The sequence below is a fragment of the Shewanella sp. MMG014 genome (assembly GCF_018100775.1).
Lineage (GTDB): Bacteria > Pseudomonadota > Gammaproteobacteria > Enterobacterales > Shewanellaceae > Shewanella > Shewanella japonica.
Map to the genome: position 1 here is coordinate 661,225 of NZ_JAGJDZ010000001.1, position 20,986 is coordinate 682,210.

At 40.5% G+C, this 20,986-nt stretch carries 22 protein-coding genes; 9 read left to right on the top strand and 13 right to left on the bottom strand.

The window, feature by feature from the left end; translation table 11 throughout:
• Nucleotides 1-40: 40 nt before the first annotated feature.
• The 4 genes from J8L86_RS02805 to J8L86_RS02820 form a co-directional block, all read right to left on the bottom strand.
• On the bottom strand, nucleotides 41-655 hold the full coding sequence (locus tag J8L86_RS02805) for an outer membrane beta-barrel protein (RefSeq protein ID WP_055024312.1): 615 nt from the start codon (nucleotides 653-655) through the stop codon (nucleotides 41-43).
• A gap of 66 nt (nucleotides 656-721) precedes the next feature.
• Entirely contained in the window at nucleotides 722-1,498 is a 777-nt protein-coding gene (djlA, locus tag J8L86_RS02810; RefSeq protein ID WP_055024313.1) for a co-chaperone DjlA, read from the bottom strand.
• A 52-nt stretch (nucleotides 1,499-1,550) separates the two neighbouring features.
• Entirely contained in the window at nucleotides 1,551-2,231 is a 681-nt protein-coding gene (gene murU / locus J8L86_RS02815; protein WP_055024314.1) for an N-acetylmuramate alpha-1-phosphate uridylyltransferase MurU, read from the bottom strand.
• 47 nt (nucleotides 2,232-2,278) lie between these two features.
• Nucleotides 2,279-3,277: a phosphotransferase gene (locus tag J8L86_RS02820; RefSeq protein WP_211028589.1), complete on the bottom strand. Its 999-nt coding sequence runs from the start codon at nucleotides 3,275-3,277 to the stop codon at nucleotides 2,279-2,281.
• A gap of 135 nt (nucleotides 3,278-3,412) precedes the next feature.
• On the opposite strand from J8L86_RS02820, the gene lptD reads away from it, so the two are divergent.
• From lptD to J8L86_RS02855, 7 genes are all read left to right on the top strand, one after another.
• Nucleotides 3,413-5,710: an LPS assembly protein LptD gene (gene lptD / locus J8L86_RS02825; RefSeq protein ID WP_055024316.1), complete on the top strand. Its 2,298-nt coding sequence runs from the start codon at nucleotides 3,413-3,415 to the stop codon at nucleotides 5,708-5,710.
• Between the two features lie 132 nt (nucleotides 5,711-5,842).
• A complete protein-coding gene (gene surA / locus J8L86_RS02830) occupies nucleotides 5,843-7,147 on the top strand; it encodes a peptidylprolyl isomerase SurA (RefSeq protein ID WP_055024317.1) in 1,305 nt (434 codons plus the stop codon).
• Nucleotides 7,148-7,156: 9 nt separating this feature from the next.
• The gene (gene pdxA, locus J8L86_RS02835; RefSeq protein WP_211028591.1) at nucleotides 7,157-8,143 is read left to right on the top strand and encodes a 4-hydroxythreonine-4-phosphate dehydrogenase PdxA; all 987 of its coding nucleotides are present in this window, start codon (nucleotides 7,157-7,159) and stop codon (nucleotides 8,141-8,143) included.
• 7 nt (nucleotides 8,144-8,150) lie between these two features.
• Nucleotides 8,151-8,954, top strand: a complete 804-nt coding sequence (gene rsmA / locus J8L86_RS02840; RefSeq protein WP_211028593.1) for a 16S rRNA (adenine(1518)-N(6)/adenine(1519)-N(6))-dimethyltransferase RsmA — start codon at nucleotides 8,151-8,153, stop codon at nucleotides 8,952-8,954.
• Between the two features lie 54 nt (nucleotides 8,955-9,008).
• The gene (apaG, locus tag J8L86_RS02845) at nucleotides 9,009-9,389 is read left to right on the top strand and encodes a Co2+/Mg2+ efflux protein ApaG (RefSeq protein WP_065108972.1); all 381 of its coding nucleotides are present in this window, start codon (nucleotides 9,009-9,011) and stop codon (nucleotides 9,387-9,389) included.
• A 4-nt stretch (nucleotides 9,390-9,393) separates the two neighbouring features.
• The gene (locus J8L86_RS02850) at nucleotides 9,394-10,209 is read left to right on the top strand and encodes a symmetrical bis(5'-nucleosyl)-tetraphosphatase (protein ID WP_080915144.1); all 816 of its coding nucleotides are present in this window, start codon (nucleotides 9,394-9,396) and stop codon (nucleotides 10,207-10,209) included.
• A gap of 122 nt (nucleotides 10,210-10,331) precedes the next feature.
• Entirely contained in the window at nucleotides 10,332-12,353 is a 2,022-nt protein-coding gene (locus J8L86_RS02855) for a methyl-accepting chemotaxis protein (protein ID WP_065108970.1), read from the top strand.
• Between the two features lie 567 nt (nucleotides 12,354-12,920).
• Here J8L86_RS02855 and J8L86_RS02860 read toward each other — a convergent pair.
• From J8L86_RS02860 to rplU, 7 genes are all read right to left on the bottom strand, one after another.
• The gene (locus J8L86_RS02860; RefSeq protein ID WP_065108969.1) at nucleotides 12,921-13,313 is read right to left on the bottom strand and encodes a DUF3718 domain-containing protein; all 393 of its coding nucleotides are present in this window, start codon (nucleotides 13,311-13,313) and stop codon (nucleotides 12,921-12,923) included.
• Between the two features lie 87 nt (nucleotides 13,314-13,400).
• Nucleotides 13,401-13,877 (bottom strand): dihydrofolate reductase, encoded by a 477-nt coding sequence (locus J8L86_RS02865; RefSeq protein WP_055024324.1) that lies wholly within the window; start codon nucleotides 13,875-13,877, stop codon nucleotides 13,401-13,403.
• A gap of 28 nt (nucleotides 13,878-13,905) precedes the next feature.
• A complete protein-coding gene (locus J8L86_RS02870) occupies nucleotides 13,906-14,373 on the bottom strand; it encodes a threonine/serine exporter family protein (protein ID WP_055024325.1) in 468 nt (155 codons plus the stop codon).
• The gene (locus tag J8L86_RS02875) at nucleotides 14,370-15,134 is read right to left on the bottom strand and encodes a threonine/serine exporter family protein (RefSeq protein ID WP_211028595.1); all 765 of its coding nucleotides are present in this window, start codon (nucleotides 15,132-15,134) and stop codon (nucleotides 14,370-14,372) included. Before J8L86_RS02875 ends, J8L86_RS02870 begins: the two co-directional genes overlap by 4 nt.
• 24 nt (nucleotides 15,135-15,158) lie before the next feature.
• Complete coding sequence (gene cgtA / locus J8L86_RS02880; protein ID WP_055024327.1) at nucleotides 15,159-16,325, bottom strand: Obg family GTPase CgtA; 1,167 nt, start codon at nucleotides 16,323-16,325, stop codon at nucleotides 15,159-15,161.
• Nucleotides 16,326-16,558: 233 nt separating this feature from the next.
• Nucleotides 16,559-16,813, bottom strand: a complete 255-nt coding sequence (gene rpmA / locus J8L86_RS02885) for a 50S ribosomal protein L27 (RefSeq protein WP_055024328.1) — start codon at nucleotides 16,811-16,813, stop codon at nucleotides 16,559-16,561.
• 17 nt (nucleotides 16,814-16,830) lie between these two features.
• Nucleotides 16,831-17,142, bottom strand: a complete 312-nt coding sequence (rplU, locus tag J8L86_RS02890; protein WP_055024329.1) for a 50S ribosomal protein L21 — start codon at nucleotides 17,140-17,142, stop codon at nucleotides 16,831-16,833.
• 278 nt (nucleotides 17,143-17,420) lie between these two features.
• Between rplU and ispB the strand changes: the two genes are divergently transcribed.
• Complete coding sequence (gene ispB, locus J8L86_RS02895; RefSeq protein ID WP_055024330.1) at nucleotides 17,421-18,392, top strand: octaprenyl diphosphate synthase; 972 nt, start codon at nucleotides 17,421-17,423, stop codon at nucleotides 18,390-18,392.
• Nucleotides 18,393-18,511: 119 nt separating this feature from the next.
• Here ispB and ung read toward each other — a convergent pair whose 3' ends face one another.
• A complete protein-coding gene (gene ung, locus J8L86_RS02900) occupies nucleotides 18,512-19,171 on the bottom strand; it encodes a uracil-DNA glycosylase (protein ID WP_211028597.1) in 660 nt (219 codons plus the stop codon).
• 596 nt (nucleotides 19,172-19,767) lie between these two features.
• On the opposite strand from ung, the gene J8L86_RS02905 reads away from it, so the two are divergent.
• On the top strand, nucleotides 19,768-20,094 hold the full coding sequence (locus tag J8L86_RS02905; protein WP_055024332.1) for a DUF3144 domain-containing protein: 327 nt from the start codon (nucleotides 19,768-19,770) through the stop codon (nucleotides 20,092-20,094).
• Between the two features lie 66 nt (nucleotides 20,095-20,160).
• On the opposite strand, the gene J8L86_RS02910 is transcribed toward J8L86_RS02905, so the two are convergent.
• The gene (locus J8L86_RS02910) at nucleotides 20,161-20,778 is read right to left on the bottom strand and encodes a LysE family translocator (protein ID WP_055024333.1); all 618 of its coding nucleotides are present in this window, start codon (nucleotides 20,776-20,778) and stop codon (nucleotides 20,161-20,163) included.
• Nucleotides 20,779-20,986: the final 208 nt, after the last annotated feature.

The following is a 20,986-nucleotide window of genomic DNA, read 5'->3' on the forward strand; positions in this document are numbered from 1 at the left end:
ATTTTACAGTGCTTGAATTTGACCGTGCTAAAAAGCGTTTTTAGAATCTAACCTCTAAACCCACATTCGCTTGCCCTTGCCACATAACATCTCCCGAAATATGCCAAAGACATTCATTAGGACCACAAAGGAAAGTGTTATCGGAATTTATAAAGGTGGCATAACCTCTCACATCAGCAAATAAAGCAACTTGTGGAGTTATTTCAAATGCTGCACCGCCACCAAATCCCATTGAAAATCGCGTTTCAGATGAGTAGTTACCGCTTGGTCTAAGATGAGTTGCACCGACAGTGGCAGTGACATAAGGTTTAAATTTGCCATTAGGGAAATATAGACTGCCACCTAAATGGAAATAATCGACATCCAGTTCATTAAAAATTTCATCACTAAATGCGCCACTTCTAACATCTGTCGCTTGTGTACTATAAAGGAAGTAGATATTGCCAGGATCTTTTGTGGTTGTACCTATCATGACACCATAGTGCTCTGATTCTGATATTTTCAGTTTGCCAGTTTCATCGGTACTCACTTCTGAAATATCAAATTCAGATGTACCAAAACTGTAGCCGCCAAAAGGTGATACATATATCTCGGCACTTGCAGGCAAAGCCGCAGCGGATAAAGATAGCGCGCAAATAAAAGAACGTAATTTCATGTGTAACTCCATGTACAACAACCAATGTCATAAGCAAAACACGGTAAATACCGCATTAATCGAATACTAACGCATCCCTCTTGACGCTTTAACCGTTTCATACGCAGATTGAATATCTTGGGCTTTAGATTTAGCAAGCTCCATCATTTCTTCAGGTAAGCCTTTTGCAAGTAACTTATCAGGGTGATGTTCATTCATTAATTTACGATAAGCACGCTTAATCTCTTGGTCACTGGAGGACTCCTGCTTACCCAGTAAAGAATACGCATCATCCAACTGCATATTGTTGCCTTTGCCTGATTGGTGATGATGAAACTCAGCTTGCCAACGACTAAGTAGTGCGTCTAAGTGAGCTTGCCCCAAACCTAACTCTTTGGCAACTGTAGATAAAATTTGTTTTTCTTTACTGTGTAATTCACCATCTGAAAGCGCTGTTTGAATTTGTATTTCTAAAAACATTTGTAGAATTTCACGACGGCCTTGCGCCATAGCTCGAAATTCTTGCAAGGTTTTAACCAAATCAAATTGTGCATCTCGACCAGCTCTGAAGGCCGCTTGTGCATCACGCCTCGCATCACCGGTGAGTTTCATTTGGTCCATCAGCATAGTAGCAATACGAATATCCACATCGGTTACGTGTCCAGATGCTTTAGCAACATGACCCATCACCATAAATGTAGTGTTAAAAAATTGAGCTTGCCTCTCATGTCCTTTGCGCACTAAATCGGCCAACCCTGCCCGTTTATCAAAAGCATGCCCCAGCCATAAACCGATTAAAGCGCCAAAAAATTTGCCCGCCATAAATCCAATGACAAACCCAAAAAACTTACCCCAAATGCGCATTGAATTTCCTGCTAATTAATCATGGTAAACATGAGCTCACCATGTAATGAATTTATTGATTCTCAATATAATGTGTTAACTGTGTTAATCGCTCGATTGTACCGACATCACACCAATAGGATTGAAAGTGGCTCGCCGCCAATGTTTCACTCGCTAGTTTTTGCCTTAACAATGGTCCTAAACCACTTTTACCCGCTGTTAGTTCTGTGAACATCTTAGGGTGATAAATTCCCATACCTGAATAGGTTAATTTGTCCTGTTCACTTTCAGCTAGCATATTGTCTATTATAGCAAAATCCCCGCTAGGATTATGCGTAGGATTATCCACTAACCACAAAAAAGCATCTAATGCTGAATTTGACGCCATCACATCTATTGCCTGCGTTATATCAGGTAACTTATCGATATAAATATCACCATTAATAACAAAAAACGGCTCATGACCGATAAGAGGCAATGCCTGCTTAATACCACCTGCCGTTTCCAGAGCTGTTTGCTCGGCACTGTATTTAATCGTTATGCCCCATCGACTTCCGTCGCCTAAACTGTCGACAAGCTTATGCCCAAGCCAAGCATGATTAATAATAACGTCTTGAAATCCTGCTTGAGCTAATTTGTCTAAATGGTACTCAATTAATGCTTTTCCAGCCGCCTTTACCATTGGTTTAGGTAATGTGTCAGTTAAAGGTCGTAATCTCTCACCACGGCCAGCAGCTAAAATCATTGCTTTCATTCTATCTCCAACAAAATAGATAACGTATTAATTCGCTACTGATTTCTTTACTTTGATATCAGAGGGATCACTCGCTCTTTAACCCATAAGCCAAACTCTTCTAGCTGAGGATAAAGCGCCGAGACCTCGACGATATAAGTCAGTGTTAACGGAATATCTTTTAAATAACCTGGTTTTGCATCTCGGTGATGTAACCTTGCAAAAATACCTGCGGCTTTGATATGGCGTTGTAATCCCATTAAATCAAACCAAGACTCATACTGCTCAAATGACACAGACTCATCAATGAACTGATGCTGCTGACAAAGACGAAAATGAGATTGCTTTAACTCATCAACGATGTCTTTTGGCCATTTGATATAGCAATCCCGTAAAAGAGATACGGCATCATAAGTCACAGGGCCTATCACTGCATCTTGAAAGTCAATCACACCGAGTTGCTTATCCACCACTAAAATATTGCGGCTATGATAATCTCGATGCATGCCGACATGTGGCTGAGCGATAGCATTTTCTATTAGCACACTAAATGCGTGTGAGATAATTTGCTTATCATGGTCTGATAAAGTTAATTTCAGATGTGTTCCTAACAGCCATTCACTAAAAATCGCTAATTCACGCTCAACAAATTGACGATCATATAAAGGCAGCTCACCAGAGGCGGTGGCTTTGACTTGCGCAATTTTAGGTAGTAATTCGAGCGCTTGAGTATAAAGCGGCTTAACTGTTTGCAGATTTAACAGATTAATTAGCTGCTCATCACCTAAATCAGACTGCAAAACAAATCCTGACACATTATCTTGAGCAATAATTTCAGGTACAACTAATCCGACATTTTGATACGAAATTGCCATATCAATAAAAGGTTGTATTGGCACAAGCTCGATCGGTGAATCTGAGACTATATAAGACTTTGCTAAATGTTTAACTCTAAAATAACGGCGAAAACTTGCGTCTCCACAGATTAGCTCTATCTCGACTTCTGTCTTAAAATATTGACTTAACCACTTCCTAAGTAAAATAAATCTTGTATCAGATAAAGTCATCTCAATGGCTCTTATGGGAAAATTGCTTTATTATAGCCAACATAACACTTGGAAACAGCTAAAGATAACTTGTTTAGCTGCGGCTTTTTTTCGATTCATTTTGTCTAGACTAAGAATTCATAATCATTAATTAAAATGCAGATCCGCTATTTTCTGGCACTAAGCCTGTTACCAAACCTAGTCTCGGCGCAAGAACCTTCTGAAACAGAAACGGTTCAACTTCAATGTGTGATTCAACCGCCTGTTTCTAGTTCTGTTGATGACCGTCAACAACTGACTAATTTATCTCCTGAAGATATTGTCATCATTTCTGATCGCTCTGAAGCTGCTATGGGTGACAAAGCCCACTTCTCCGGTAATGTGAGTTTTAGTCAAGGTTCAAGACACATCAGTGCAGACGAAGCAATTCTTGATCAACGAAACGAAAAATTAGATGCCAACGGCAATCTCATTTTTTCGGACGAACTATTTACCGTTACCGCTGATTCATTAAATGCCCAAATGGTTACCAATAGCGCAACCTTGAAAGGCGCTAAATATTGGTTGCACGGCCAACAAATTCACGGTGATGCAGAGCAACTCAACATTACCGAGCAAAATAACTTAGAGTTAACCAATACCAATTTCACTACCTGCCCTGTTGGCGATGAATCTTGGCTATTAGAAGCCAAAGAAATTCGCATTGATAGCACTGAAGAGTGGGGAGAAATTTGGGAAGCTAAAATGCGTATTGGCGGTGTGCCTGTGATGTATATTCCTTACATGACCGTTCCCGTTTCTGACAAGCGTAAATCTGGTTTTTTATTTCCAGATTTTAGTACCAGTACAACTAACGGTGTTGAAGTCAGTACCCCTTATTACTGGAATATCTCACCGGAGTTTGACCTCACTTTCACCCCAACCTATATGTCAGCTCGCGGCTTTTATTCAAAAACCGAGTTCCGTTATTTAGCGGGTGAGAATCAAGATGGTCAATTAAACTTCGAATACTTAGCTAACGACGATAAATTAGATAACAGCCCAGACCGTTACCTTTACCATTGGCGCCATCAAGGTGCCATCAATGACAACTGGCGTGTTCAAGCTAACTTCACTGATGTATCAGATAACAACTATTTCAATGATTTGAATTCTGACGTCAACCGCTCAACTGACAACCAATTATCTCGAGTGGGTGAAATAAGCTATTTTGAGCGAGATTGGGATTTCGGCATGAAAGTGCAAGACATTAAAGTTTTGGGCGAAGATGAAGTGCCTTATCAAGTCATGCCACAACTTAATTTTAATTACCAAACCAATGACTTTTGGAACAGTTTGGACTTTAAATTTAATTCAGAATTGACGAATTTCCAGCACAAAGAAAACGAATATTCAACTGCAACCCGCTTCCATATGGAGCCAAGCATTAGCTTACCTATTCAAGGACCAGCAGGCTCTTTAACCAGTGAAGTTAAACTAATGCAGACACAATATTGGCAAGATATTGCCGATGATAGTGACCTAGATGACTCCGTTAGCCGTACTATTCCTCAAGTCCGGGTACATGGCCAAGTTAACTTTGAGCGTCAAACTCAAATGTTTGAAATGGATTATAAACAAACACTGGAACCTCAGTTCCAATACTTATATGTAGGATATGAAAACCAAGATGGCATTGGTATCTATGATTCTGCACAACTCCAGGAAGATTACTTCGGATTATTCCGTGATAGACGTTATTCAGGGTTAGATAGAATTGCTGATGCTAACCAAATGACTTTAGGATTAACAACACGCCTATTTGATGACGCTAACATCGAGAAGTTAAAGTTTAGCCTAGGCCAAATTATCTTCTTCCAAGACAGTAAGATTAATTACACCGATGAAAATATTGAGGCAGCGCCTTCAACCTCAGTATTAGCAGCCGAGCTTGATGCCAACCTTTATAACGATTGGTTTATTAGTGGCGCAGTTCAATTTGATACTGAAAACGGTGATACCAAGAAGAGCGAAATGACACTCGATTTTCGCCCAAGTAATGATAAATTACTTCAGTTCAGTTATCGTTACGTGCCAGATTTATTAAATACCAATACCAACGATAGAGTGAATATTTCTCAGCTTGGTATGCGTACCACCTGGCCTATCAATGATGACTTTTACTTTGTTGGTAATTTTTACTACGACTTGAACGAATCTCGTAGTATTGAAACTTATACTGGGGTGCAATACGAATCTTGTTGCTGGGCAATGCGCCTAAGTTATCATTACCGTATTAAAACCAACTACGATGATGATTTAAACCCGAGTGTTGATGCTCGTGAAGAATTTGAAAGTGGTGTTTATCTAAACTTTATTATTAAAGGCTTAGGCGGTTCAGGTCCATTAGGGGTTGAAGATATGCTTAACGAAGGGTTATTTAACTACCGTAAACCGCTTTACTTAAGGAATTAGCCATCATTTATCCATCAATTGTGATAGATTGCTGAACCTAGTGGAAAACAAATAGTCCTAATAAAAGTTAACAACACTATTTTGGCGAAACGCCAACAATAATTAGAAATTTAAGTGCCAAGGATTCTGTGGATGAAACACTGTAAGAAAATGATTTTTGCTTTATTTACTCTGGCGGTTAGCCAAGTATCAGTTGCGGCGCCTGTTCAGTTGGACAGAGTTGCTGTGCAGATTAATGAAGGCATTATACTCGAAAGCGAAATCAGTCACATGGTTACCTCGGTTAAAGCCAATGCGCAAAAAGCCGGTCAAGGTCTTCCTTCTGACAACGCACTGCGTACACAGGTTATCGAGCGACTTATTCTAACGCATTTACAGCTACAAATGGCTGAGCGAATCGGTCTATCTATTGGTGATTTACAGTTAGACCAAACCATTGAAAACATCGCAAAAGAACAAGGTTTATCTGTTAGCCAAATGAAACAACAGATTGAAAGCGAAGGTATGAGTTTTGCTCAATACCGCGAGCAACTACGTGAAGAAATCACCCTAGGTGAAATTCAACGTATTCAGGTTCAACGTCGTATTCAAGTATCACCGCAAGAAATCAATAACCTCGTAAAAATGATCCAAGAGCAAGGTCTTAAAGACGTTGAGTTCCAAATGGGTCATATTCTTATTGAAGTACCAAGCAATCCAACAAGTGAGCAACTTGAAGCCTCAAGTAAACGTGCCAACATCGTGTTAAAACGTCTAAATGATGGTGAAGACTTCCGCCGCACTGCAATCGCATCATCGTCTGGTCCTAAAGCACTTGAAGGCGGTATCTGGGACTACATGAGCATTAATGAAATGCCGACATTATTTGCAGAAGTCGTCACTGATGCAAAAACCGGTGATGTTATTGGGCCAATCAAAAGTGCATCAGGCTTTCATATTATTAAAATCATGGATGCTCGAGGCTTACAAACTCAAGAAATTAATGAAGTTCGCTCTCGCCATATCCTACTAAAGCCTTCGCCAATTTTGTCAGAAGAACGTGCTAAGGCGATGTTAGAAAACTTCCTAACTCAAATTCGTTCTGGTGAAGCAGACTTTGCTGACCTTGCTCGTCAATACTCTGAAGATCCGGGTTCAGGAGCAAAAGGCGGCGAATTAGGTTGGGCTGAACCAACTGTCTACGTACCTGAGTTTGCACAGACATTAAATAGCTTAGAAATTAACGAAATTAGTGAACCATTCCGTACAACTCATGGCTGGCACATTGCTCAGTTAGAAGAAAAACGTACAACGGATGCAACGGATCAGTTTAATAGTAATCGTGCTCACCAATTAATTTATCGTCGTAAGTTCAACGAAGAACTGCAGAACTGGTTAGACGAAATGCGTTCTGAAGCTTACATTGAAGTTTTTGAACCAGAGATTATTCGAGGTTAAGCTAACTTAATGACACAACGAATTGCGATAACACCGGGTGAACCGGCAAGTATCGGCCCCGATCTCGTTATAAAACTTGCTCAGCAGGCTTGGCCTGCTGAGTTAGTTGTTTGTGCAGATCCTGATTTATTAATCAGCCGAGCTAAAATGTTAGGCTTGCCGCTTAACCTTCGTCCTTATCAGCCAACGCTTGAGCCAAAACCTCAAGAAGCGGGCACATTAACCATTGCACCTTTCACACTGGCTACTGAGGTTAAATGTGGTCAGTTGGACGAAGCAAATAGTGCTTATGTCGTTGACACCTTGCGTTACGCTGGTGAAAAAAACATGAGTAATGAGTTTGCCGCTGTTGTAACAGGCCCAGTACATAAAGGCATTATTAACCAAGCGGGTATTCCGTTTAGTGGTCACACAGAGTTCTTTGCATTACAAGCAAATTGCCAAGATGTGGTCATGATGCTTGCAGCACCAGGCTTACAAGTGGCATTGATGACTACGCATATTCCTTTAGCTTACGTTGCTAAAGCGATTACGCGCGATCGTTTACATCATATTATTCAAATTTTGCACCGAGAATTAGTGCAGAAATTTGGTATTGCTTCACCTAAAATATATGTTTGTGGACTAAATCCACATGCAGGTGAAGATGGACACTTAGGTAGAGAAGAAATTGATATAATGATCCCGGCTTTAGATGAGCTGAGAGAGCAAAATATTGATATTGTAGGACCGTTACCAGCGGATACCTTATTCCAACCTAAATACTTACAAGAAGCAGATGTGGTTCTTGCTATGTATCACGACCAAGGACTTCCAGTACTTAAATCATTAGGTTTTGGAAAATCGGTTAACATTACCTTAGGTCTTCCGTATATCAGAACCTCTGTCGATCATGGCACTGCATTAGAACTTGCAGGTACAGGTGAAGCAGATTGCGGTAGTTTTACCTGCGCATTAAATAAAGCCATTGAATTGGCCTCAAAAGTAAGTAAATAATTTTCCAATGAGCAATAAAGTACATTTAGGCCACACGGCCAGAAAACGTTTCGGACAGAACTTCTTAACTGATGAAAGCGTCATCAGTAGAATTGTGGGCGCAATTTCTCCGGATAATGATCATGTCATGGTCGAAATTGGCCCTGGTCTAGGTGCATTAACTGAGCCTGTGGCTGAAGCCGTTGAAAACTTAACCGTGGTTGAGTTAGATAAAGACCTCGTTGAGCGTTTAGAAAACCACCCTGTATTAAAAGATAAGTTAACCATCAATCAAGGTGATGCGCTTAATTTTGACTTTAGCCAACTGCAGCAAGGTGATAAAAAGCTCAAGGTGTTTGGTAACTTGCCATACAACATATCAACGCCACTGATGTTTCATCTTTTCGAATTCGCTGAAATTATCGAAACAATGCACTTTATGTTGCAAAAAGAAGTTGTACTTCGTTTATCAGCCAGTCCTGGCACCAAAGCCTATGGACGATTAACTGTTATGGCTCAGTACTTCTGTAAAGTCGTTCCAGTATTAGAAGTACCACCTGAAAGCTTTAAACCCGCTCCAAAAGTAGATTCTGCGGTAGTACGTTTATTGCCTTTTGATGAAAAACCATTCCCATGCAAAGATGTTGATGTATTAAGACATGTTTGTACCACAGCGTTTAACATGCGCCGTAAAACATTAAGAAACAACTTAAAGCAAATGGTCACTGACGAAGAGTTTACACAACTCAATATAGACTCGTCGTTACGACCAGAACAAATCAGCGTCGAGCAATACGTTGCGCTCGCTAATTTAGTTTGCGATAAAAGTTAGTCACCTCAAGGGCATTTATATCGTTAAATGCCCTTCTGCTTTTTAGGATGTTGAATGACCTCTGTAGCCTCAAACGTCAAAATTAAAGTTGAAACAAAATACCTCGAAGATCAATCTTCAGCAGAAGATGAAAAGTACTTATTCAGCTATACCATCACTATTATCAACCTCAGTGAAATTGCCGTTACACTAAAAGATCGCCACTGGATCATTACTAATGCCAACGGTGAGACAAGCGAAGTGAAAGGACCTGGCGTGGTAGGTGAAACCCCAACCATAGACCCTGATACTGCTTATCAATATTCAAGCGGTACAGTAATGGAAACGCCTGTCGGTTTTATGGAAGGAAGCTATGGCATGGTGACAGACCAAGGCGAAAGCTTTAGTGCGCAGATCCCAACATTCAGACTCGCTGTCCCAGGGATATTTCAGTAAGCCTATGGCACATTATTTTGTTGGTGATATTCAGGGCTGCTTTAAAGAACTTCAACGCTTACTTGCTGCGGTGGATTTTAACCCGTCAAAAGACGAAATCTGGGCTGTTGGGGATCTCGTTGCTCGAGGACCTGACTCGCTTGCAACGCTCAGGTATTTAAAGTCATTAGATAATAGCGCTAAAATCACCTTAGGCAATCACGATCTTCACTTACTGGCACTACACGGTAAAATCAAAAGAGCAAACCCCAAAGATAATCTCACTGAACTCCTAAATGCCGATGATTTAAGCCAGTTAATTGATTGGCTGCGTGAACAACCTTTAGTTCACACCTTGCCTTCTCACAACATCATCATGACTCACGCAGGCGTGCCGCCTCAATGGGATTTAACGACCTTGTTAGCTGAAGCAAAAGCAGTCAGCGACGCGCTAAAACGAGATGATTATTTAAAAACACTTATCTCGAAAATGTACACTGAAGCGCCTGATTTATGGGATAGTAAGGCAAAAGGTTTACCCAGATTGAGATATTGCATCAACGCACTCACACGCATGCGCTATTTATTTCCTGATGGCAGCTTGGATTTTGCCTGCAAAACGCCAATCAGTGATAAACCTTCTGAATTAACTCCTTGGTTTGAATTCGACTCAGTCCTTAAATCTAGCCATACACTCGTATTTGGCCATTGGGCTGCGTTAATGGGAATCACTCACCAAGAAAATGTAAAGGCACTAGATACTGGATGCTGCTGGGGTGAATATATGACACTTTGGCATGCTGAAACGAATGAACAACTCACTCAAGCAAAACTAAAATAATTAATAAATTGTTAAACTAATAATAAACTTAGCCGATAAAGCTATTAGATCTCATATGATCACATAACCCTGAGCGATCTTGAGACAAATTCGGGATAAAATAATAACAGCCGGAGTATGCTATGAAAATTAATGTTGCCACCAGAGTTATTGGCGGTTTTACTGTTGTGACACTGCTTTTAATTGTATTAGGTGGCGTATCTTTACTGACCAATAATACCATTAAAGATAGTACAACAACTTTGCAAGAAGTTAGCTTACCCGCGCTGACTGCAACAGGTGAATTAACAAAAAATTTAAGTGCCCAGCAAATCCAAATTCTATTTGGTTATTACACTAATGAATCAAATAAAATCCCCGCTGTTGAGAAAAAAATCCAAATAGAGTCGAGTGAATTTCATAAAACGCTTAACAGATTGACTGCACTGATTTCAGATAGACAAGAATTCTCAAGTAATTTATCGCAATTAAAATCTAGCTACGCTGGTTTTGAAAAGAACGGTAAATTAATGCTTAAAGAGCATGAAAATGCATTAATTAAGAATGAACAATTATTATCTTTACGTGATGATCTTGAAGACAGTGCTGACGAAGCCTCGTCTATCTTACTTGATCTGATCGATTTAGAAATGAGTGACGATACGACCGAACAAAGCATTGCAGCAACGGCAGGGGTTGTTGACAGTACTTTTATTAATATTATCACCACCATTTATGACTTAGTTGCTGCTACTGATGACAGTAAATACAATGTTATCGTTAAAGAGCTTGAGTACATGGTGAGTGACACGAGAAGAAAGATTGAACATATTAATCTTCAAGGTCGTGGCATTATCAGCGACGGTACATTAGACGATTTAAATACTGAAAGTAACGCAGTATTCGCTTTGATTAATGGTAATAACTCAATCGTTGCCCTAAAAGGACAACAACTTAAACACAATAAACAAGCTGCCAACCTATTAGCTGCAACAGACAAAGATCGTTTAGAAGTCAACGCTAAAATGTTTAGTCTCGCCGATAATATCGAAAGCTTCACTAGTCACATTGGTAATAGTGCTATTGAAAATATTGATTCAGCCAGCCTCAAAACTATGTTTGTTGTTATCTTAGCGATTTTGGTTTCTATTATCGTCAGTATTGCAGTAGTAAAACCACTGACTCGCTCACTTGCCAAAGTTAATCAAGCACTTAACATTCTTGCTTCAGGTGACTTGACCCATAAACTCGACGACTCAGGTCACGATGAGTTTGCCGAGTTAGCGAAGAACTGTAATAGCTTAGTTGATAGCTTACGAAACCTGATTGTAGGTATCTTAGATCGCTCTAACCAACTTGCAGCAGCAGCTGAAGAAACATCAGCAATTACCACGCAAACGACCAGTGGCATTCAAGAACAGAAGAGCCAAGTCGACCAAGTGGCAACAGCAACAACTGAATTAAGTTCAAGTGCTCAGCAGGTTTCAATGAGTGCTGACCAAGCCTTAGAGCAAATTAAGCAAGCTGACGAAGAAACTCAGCACATGCGTAAACTTGCAGAAGAAAACAAAGTCACCATTCTCGCACTTGCAGATGAAGTCGCCAAAGCAGGACAAGTGATTAACAAGGTTCATTCTGACAGCGCATCAATTGGTTCTATTTTGGATGTTATTAGAGGAATTGCAGAACAAACCAACCTACTTGCACTTAATGCGGCAATTGAAGCTGCACGTGCAGGTGAGCAAGGTCGTGGCTTTGCTGTTGTTGCTGATGAAGTTCGAAGCCTTGCTTCTAGAACACAAGAATCAACCAGCGAAATTCAGCAAATGATTGAAATGCTGCAACAAGGCGCGCAACAAGCGGTATCAGTGATGGAGCTAGGACGCAGCCAAGCTACAAGTTGTGTTGATAAGACAGAGCAAGCGAATTTAGCACTAGAAACGATTAGCCAGTCAGTGCACAAAGCTTATGATTCAGGTAATCACATTGCTCAAGCTGCTCAAGAGCAAAACTTAGTGAGCCAACAGGTTTCTGAGATGCTAGAACATATTGCAGCAATATCAGAGGAAACGGCAACGGGTGCTGATCAAACAGCACAATCAAGCCATCAAGTTGCAATGTTATCTGAAGAGCTACAAGGCTCTGTAGGTGAATTTAAGGTCTAACTGTTATAGACGCTCATCTTTTACTAAAAAGGCTCTCAGGAGCCTTTTTTAGTGGCTTAAACTTAATAATATAAACTCAGTTCTACCTGAGTTTATATAGTTTACTCAACTTGTCAGAATAAAAATCATATTACCCAATATGCCGAACCGTATCAGCTCGGTTATTATTTCACTCAACCACGCTTCCCCAATAATCCATCTCACTCATTAAGTTAGATTTCGATAAAGTTTTAACAGTGTCAGTAACAAGTATCTAGGGTGACTATTTATATTAACTATCTAGGGTGACAGTCTTGGATAGCAGCCTGTGATAACTGTTTATGATAGCTCACTGTTATCGGTTTATATTCAAGCCTTTTTATATGTTCCTTTTATTTAAATTCTGGTTTCTGTGCTGCTCTTGCGAACTCTTGCTAGTAAAATGAGCGAGACGAAAAAGCTAAGCCATAAAAAAACCGCCCAAAGGCGGTTTTTAATCAGATGTATCTGAGTCTGCTTTACACGTTATGAATACAAACACTCACAACAGTTTCATAATGCTAAAGCAAGTCATTCCAACGAGATGGCTTATTCGCCATTACTGATTCGTTGTTGTACTGCAGCAGTGATTGCACTACCGCTATGACCATTTGCATTTGCCCAATCAAGAATGCTTTGTCCATCTGCTTCAGGAGTATTTAAATCTCCAGCAGGAAGACGTTTTGCAATGTACTCACCCACTTCTAAGGCGTTAGAGTTGTATGCAGTTCTTAATAAGCTATTACCGTCGCAAGAAACACCAGTGTAAATATTGCGTAATTTTACGCGGCTTTCCTTCAACTTTTTACGTAAACGGTTTTTGTCATTAGATTTTACATAATCACAAATGTTCGCGACAAGTTGATCAGTATTCGCTTCGGCAGGGGTTGACACAAAAGATGCTGCGATTAGGGCTGCTAAGGCCACAGGCATTAAACGCATCTGACACTCCTTTTTAGGTATTTTTATTTTTGTACCTGCCATCAAGGGCAAGTATCTATTCAGGGTAACACAGGCCACAATTTAACATTATTTCACCAAAGTGTTAAAGCTATATTGCAATTGTGATTCATTTATCTCAACTACCTTATCTTTTAACGTCCAGCTACCGTCATCCCATTCAGGGAAAAAAGTATCACCATCAACCGTTAAATCGATAAAGGTTAGATATAAGGTATCGGCCAAAGGTAAAATTTCTTTATAGAGTTGTCCGCCACCAATAACAACTAATTCTTCACAACCTGTCACAAGGGCTTTTGCAGCCTCAAAAGAATTAACGCAAGAAACGCCTTCTGGTTGATAGTCGCTTTGACGGGTAATGACGATATTGTGGCGACCCGGTAATGGTCTACCAATTGATTCGAAGGTTTTACGCCCCATCACTACAGGCTTGCCGAGTGTCATAGCTTTAAAATGTTTTAAATCTTCAGGCAGGTGCCATGGCATTTTGTTGTCTTTACCGATTACACGATTATTGGCCATAGCGGCGATCATAGCGATGCGCATGTAAAATCCTTATTTGATGCTGGAGAAATTAAATAATTGGTCGAGTGCGATAGTAAACCAAAGCCGGCATAGCCAGGCCTACAGACAGCGCCCCCAGAATGAAAACTGTTTTTAACCCATTTTGAATAACCATAGTGGTGAGATCAGAACTCACCTGCTCTTGCACACTTAGCTGAACAATTGCAATTAACGTATTATACGCATAAGTCCCTGGTACCATGGGAATGATTGCTGCCACAGCATACATCAGCGGTGGGGCAAGATGCCTTTTAGCAAAACGGATGGTTATCACTCCAACGAGCGCGGCAGCAGCAAATGTGGCCCATTCAATTGGCATATCTAGGTGCAATAACAAGGTTCTAAAACTATGACCGATTGCACCAGCAAGAGCGCAATAAGGTAAAAACCGTCTTGGGACATTAAATACCATCGCAAACCCCATTGCTGGGATTGCAGAAAAGAATGCATCATTAAGTAAAGTCAGCACAAGATTCATGTGTTCAACGTCCCTCCAAATGCCATCGCTAGCGTAATACCGATAACCGTTGCCAATGTGAGTAAAGTGGCATGTCCCCAGCGAGATATACCGACATTCATATGGCCTTTGACCATATCAGAAATAGCATTTATCAGTGGGAAACCCGGCACAAGCATTAACACACTTGCAGCCATTGGAATTTTCGGTGTTGAGGTCAATTCCAAAAGGTGACCAAGTTGCGCCACCAAGGTGGTAATAAAGGCGGTGATAGCAAAAATTATCAACAGATTAAAATGTTTTTTCACTAAGGATAAACGAACCGACATGCCGACAGCTGAAGCGATAAACGTAATAAAGCATGCCGCTAAATCACCACCGAATAAATGACAGAAACTCGCACAAGACAAGCCAATCATCGCGATGACATATTTGGCTGGATACGTTTTGGGTTCGATTTTTTCTAGACGGCGTTTAACTTGCTTGTCGTTGTAAATGCCTTTTTCGGCCAAGATACAGATGCGTTGCACTTCACATACAATCATCATGTTAATGCCGTGCTCGCGTAAACGGCGCGTCGTGGTAATACAACGGCCATGGACAAGGCTGGTCAATACGAGGGAATTTGAAGAAATCGACAGTTCGACACTGGCTAGGCCAAGGGCTTTGCCTAGGCGCTGGCTAATCTCTTCAACAAGATCAGATTCAGCGCCATAAGCTAAGAGAAGTTGTGCACTTCGTACTACAAGACGAGTGATATCATTTTGAGTGTCGGCGTACACAATTTTTCTCTTATTTAACTCAATTTAACGTTGGTAGATAATTTCCACATCATAGTCATCATCGTCGAAATCGTCATCGAAGTCATCATCGTAGTCTTCGTTAACAGATTCAACATTAGCTTGATGGTAATTATCCCACTTAAACTCGACTTCATCGTCAGGGCTGATTGATTCATCTTCGTCAGGCAATGCAGAAATAAAGTCGAGAAGTTTTAAACTTAACTCTTCAGTATTGGTGCGATTAAATGCTGACATAGTGTATATGTCACCTTTCCAATCGATTTCCTTAACGATGTGCTCCATTTTCTCAGCAAGCTCATCTTCTTGTAGTAAATCAATCTTGTTAAATACTAACCAACGCGGCTTAGCAGCCAATTTAGGAGAATATTTCTCAAGTTCAGCCACAATTGAACGCGCAGACTCAACCGGATCGCTACCATCAATAGGGTCGATATCAATAATGTGTAATAACACACGACAACGCTCTAAATGCTTTAAGAAACGAATGCCTAAACCCGCGCCATCTGACGCGCCTTCGATCAAGCCAGGAATATCAGCAATAACAAAACTCTGACCAGGACGAGGGCTGACAACACCTAAATTAGGCACCAAAGTGGTAAATGGGTAATCGGCGACTTTTGGTGTAGCACGAGAAACTGAACGAATAAAAGTTGACTTACCCGCATTCGGTAAACCTAACAAGCCAACATCGGCTAGTAACAATAGTTCCAGCTTCAGCATGCGTACTTCGCCTGGTGTACCTAATGTCTTTTGTCTAGGCGCTCGGTTGGTACTACTTTTAAAACGAGTGTTACCTAAACCGTGGAAACCACCTTTAGCCACTAACAGTTTTTGACCATGAGTGGTTAAGTCACCTAGTAACTCTTCTGTTTCAAAATCAACAGCGCGAGTACCCACAGGTACTTTTAATAACATATCTTCGCCGCCATGACCTGTACAATCACGACCACGACCATTCTTACCGCGCTCAGCGATGTAAGAACGTACAAATCGAAAATCAATAAGCGTGTTCATGTTTTCGTCTGCGACTAAAAATACGCTACCGCCATCACCGCCGTCACCACCATCAGGACCGCCATCTGGCACATATTTCTCACGTCTGAAGCTAACGCAGCCACTGCCACCGTCACCCGCTTCAACTCTGATTTTAGCCTCATCAATAAACTTCATACATACTCCTGACACCACTTAATGTGCCAATTATAACCTCAAAAGACTGAGATGTGCAGGGAAGCGTAGAAGATTCAATCACCATAAATCGCTTACTGCAAAATAAATAACCATCGGTGTAACACACCGAAAATACTTCAATGAAGTTTAGTTAACTAACTCCAACAATGAAGTAAAAAACACAAAAGCCCCGCCAGAAGGCGGGGCTTTCAAAGACTGATTAAAGTCTAGAATTAAGCTTCGATGCTAATAAACTTACGGTTATTAGGACCTTTTACTTGAAACTTAACTTTACCGTCTGTTAATGCAAACAAAGTATGGTCACGACCAATACCTACGTTTACACCAGCGTGGAATTTAGTACCACGTTGACGAACGATGATGTTACCAGCAACAACTGATTCACCACCAAAACGCTTAACACCAAGACGTTTACTTTCTGAATCGCGGCCGTTACGAGTAGAACCGCCAGCTTTTTTATGTGCCATGAGTTAGACTCCTAATATTATGCGCTAATCGCAGTGATTTTAACTTCAGTGAACCATTGACGATGGCCCATTTTCTTTTCGTGATGCTTACGACGATTGAACTTTTGAATAGTTACTTTCTCACCGCGACCGTGGCTAACCACTTCAGCAACAACTTTACCACCAGCGACTAATGGAGCACCAACGTGAACATTTTCACCGTCAGCAACCAATAATACTTGGTCAAACTCAATAGTTTCACCAGTAGCAACTTCAATTTTTTCTAAACGAACTGTATGACCTTCAGCAACACGGTGTTGCTTTCCGCCACTTTGAAAAACAGCGTACATAGCTATTTCACTCCAAATGGACTAACACTCCGGTTCATTATATGTAGATACCGGGTGCTAAAAACTTTTAATGACAATGGGCGCGGAGTCTACGCTAAGATTTACCATCTGGCAAGTGTTAAATGTGAATCAATAAAAAAAGCTCGGTTTAACTCCCACAATCTAAGAACAAAAGCTGTCTAAGGCATGAATTTTAGATAAAATTTGTTAATATACAATTTGAACCTTATATAGTGGGCAATATAATTTGCCTGATAGCCTAATAACTAGAGACCATTATGGATTTAAACGCCATTCGTCAACTAGCTGATAACGACATGCAAGCCGTAAATCAGTTAATTTACAAACAACTTGAGTCTGATGTTGCACTAATTAACCAACTCGGTTTTTACATTATCAATGGTGGTGGTAAAAGATTACGCCCATTACTTTCGGTACTTTCTGCTCGCGCTATCGACTATAAAGGTGAAGAGCATCTTAAATTAGCAGCCATTATTGAATTTATTCATACTGCTTCTTTATTACACGATGACGTTGTCGATGAATCAACATTACGTCGTGGTCGTAAAACAGCCAATGCTTTATTTGGAAACAGCGCAAGTGTTTTAGTCGGTGATTTTTTATATACCCGCTCATTTCAAATGATGACCGAACTCGATAGCATGAAAGTGTTAAGAGTCCTTGCCGACACCACTAATATTCTTGCTGAAGGTGAAGTCTTACAATTAATGAATTGTAATGATCCAGAAACCACCGAAGAGAATTATATGCGGGTAATTTACTGTAAAACAGCAAAATTATTCGAAGCTGCAACCTTGCTCACAGGTGTTATTGCTGACGTAAGCGAAGAGCAACAACATGCCCTTGGTGAATACGGTAAATTTTTAGGCACCGCTTTCCAATTAACCGACGATTTACTTGATTACACGGCCGATGCTGATGAACTTGGCAAAAACATTGGTGATGACTTGGCCGAAGGTAAGCCTACACTGCCATTAATTTATGCTATGGCTCACGGTAGCGATACAGCAAAAGCATTGATTAAAGAAGCGATTGAAAAAGGCGATGGCACAAAAGCAATTGATGAAATTGTTGCAGCCTTAAATGATTCAGGCGCCCTTGAATACACTAAACAAAAAGCGAACCAAGAAGCTGACAAAGCGATTGCTGCACTGGCCCCAATTGCCGATAGTGAATATAAGACAGCATTAATCTCGTTAGCGAAAATTTCAGTTCAACGAAATAACTAATCTATATTGGGTTAAATATCTACGCTCTGGTATCTGAGCATAATTAAGCCAACCATCATAAAATGCCCTCTACAACTCAGTAGTGGGCATTTTTATTGCTATCAATACAATTTAAATCGTTAAACTTGCCAATCTATAGGTGTTTGCCCTAACTCTGTTAACAGTTGATTTGTTTTAGAAAAGTGACCACTACCAAAAAAGCCTCGATAAGCAGACAGTGGAGAAGGATGCGGCCCTGTTAATACGTGATGCTGCTTTGCTGTAATAAGCTTTCCCTTTTTAATGGCATGAGCGCCCCACAAAATGAATACAATAGGCTCACCTTTATCGTTAAGGGTTTGCATCACTTTATCTGTAAAAGTCTCCCAGCCGGCTTTTGAGTGAGAATGCGCTTTTCCCTCTTCTACTGTTAATACGGTATTGAGCATTAACACCCCTTGTTTTGCCCACTCAGACAAATCGCCATGGTCTGGGGTGACAAAGCCATTAATGTCTTGTTGGAGTTCTTTATAAATATTCACTAATGATGGCGGTGTTTTAATGCCTCTTTGAACCGAAAAACATAAGCCATGAGCTTGGTCTGCACCGTGATAAGGGTCTTGCCCTAAAATCACCACTTTCACATCACTCAAAGGAGTCAATTCAAATGCGCGGTATACATCTTCATCGGCAGGGTAAACCGTTTTTCCTAGCTGTCTTTGATGAGCAACAAACTCATTTAATTCACAAAAATACGGCTCCGCTTGCTGCGTTTTAATCAATGTTTGCCAATCGTTCATCTAGGGGGCTACCTTGTAAAAGAGTCAATCTCATTATGGTGTTAATTCGCGAAATACAGCCTTTCAATTACACTTACTAAGACAAAGGTTGAGTCGAAGCAAATAATTAAGAAGATGCTCAAGCATACTATGAATCACTGAACACCTATCAACATCCAAGTTTCAAACTTATCCATTAGTGATGGTTATCATTATACTCGGCCTATTAGCCGCCGTCGCTTTAGCTAATATGAAGTGTTTGAGTAAAATGCTCGAGTAAAATAACCGAGTGAAGTGATTCAGGCCCCGCTGATAACGTTCATATTTTCACTAATCCAAGTACCGATGACCAGCTCAATATCAATCAATGGGGTTACCCTGCACAAAACTGGGCTCCTTTTGAAGCATCGCAACGATTCGTTATATCTAGTAACTAACAATAACCCTGTTCAATGCCTCTACCTCTACAACCCTCTCACGCCATTATCAATATATTATGATCCACGTAATGGACAGGTGATCACAGATTCCGCCCCTGATAGCGAATTGAGACTTTATTCTGTCAATAAAATCGGTACACTCATTGCTAAATTAAGTCACTATTACGAGTAGAACTCATGTCAGAACAAAAAACTGAAACAACCATGTACCAACTAGCTGATCAATTTATTGCGCTAGCCAATCAACTAGGTCAAACAGAAAATGATATCGGTAAAGTCGGTACTGCTTTGCGTTTTGCTGCAGCGCGCTACAATGCGTTTGAAGCTGCGATTAAATCAGCCAATCTAGAAGCAGAAAAAGAAAATGCATTGAGCTGGTTCACTGAAGAATACAAAGGCATGTTGAACGAAAACTTAAATGACCACATTAAAAACCCACCGGGTGGTCAACAAGAAGCCAAAGAAGAAAAAGCTGACGATTCTGTGCAGGTCTTCAAAAATTAAGCATGCCGATATTAAGCATGTAAAAAAGCCATCATTACGATGGCTTTTTTGTTGGAGAATTTTTCACTAAATAATATCTATAATGACCCTTAAGGCCAGTAGAATAAGCACCACGCCTGACAGCTTATCGATAAGCGCAGCCTTGTCACGTAAGCGAGACAATATCGGCCCATGAGATAATACGACAGCAATGATGGTATACCAGAGTCCATCTACAACCAGTGGGGTTAATACAATTAATGTTTGTCCCGTTAGCGATTCAGCTGCCAATACAAACTGACTAAACAGCGCTAAAAAGAACAACAAAATTTTAGGGTTAAATAACGAAATAGCTAAACCATCGCGAGCTGCTTGAAGTAATGAAGTTGACTCACCTGACTGTAATTTCTGCTCCATCCCCCCTTTAGATTGCAAGGCTTGAAATCCCATCCACGCTAAATAGCACGCTCCAATAAGAGCAATACCATTAAACACTAAAGGTGATTTTTCAAGCACAACGGCCAAGCCCAATAGCGTTACTAATGCGTACACACCAATGCCAATTGAGTGAGCCCAAGCACACACAACGCCGTGTAATCTCCCTCCTGATAACGTATGTCTTAGCACCATAGCTAAACTCGGACCGGGAGACATCGCTCCTAAACAACAGATGGCGAGTAATCCAAGCCATGTACTTAATGCCATTACTTATAAATCCTTCATTCTACCGTGATTATTCATGCTCACTATGCTTGAGCATTTCTGAGGCCCTATTAATGAGTTCAGCGTTATATTTCCGTGCAGAATAGATAAAAATACTGAAATCATGCCGCAAAAAAAACGTACGTTATCATGAATGAGCCTTTACAACATTCATTTAACCTCAATTTAAGCAAACCTTGATATAGTACAC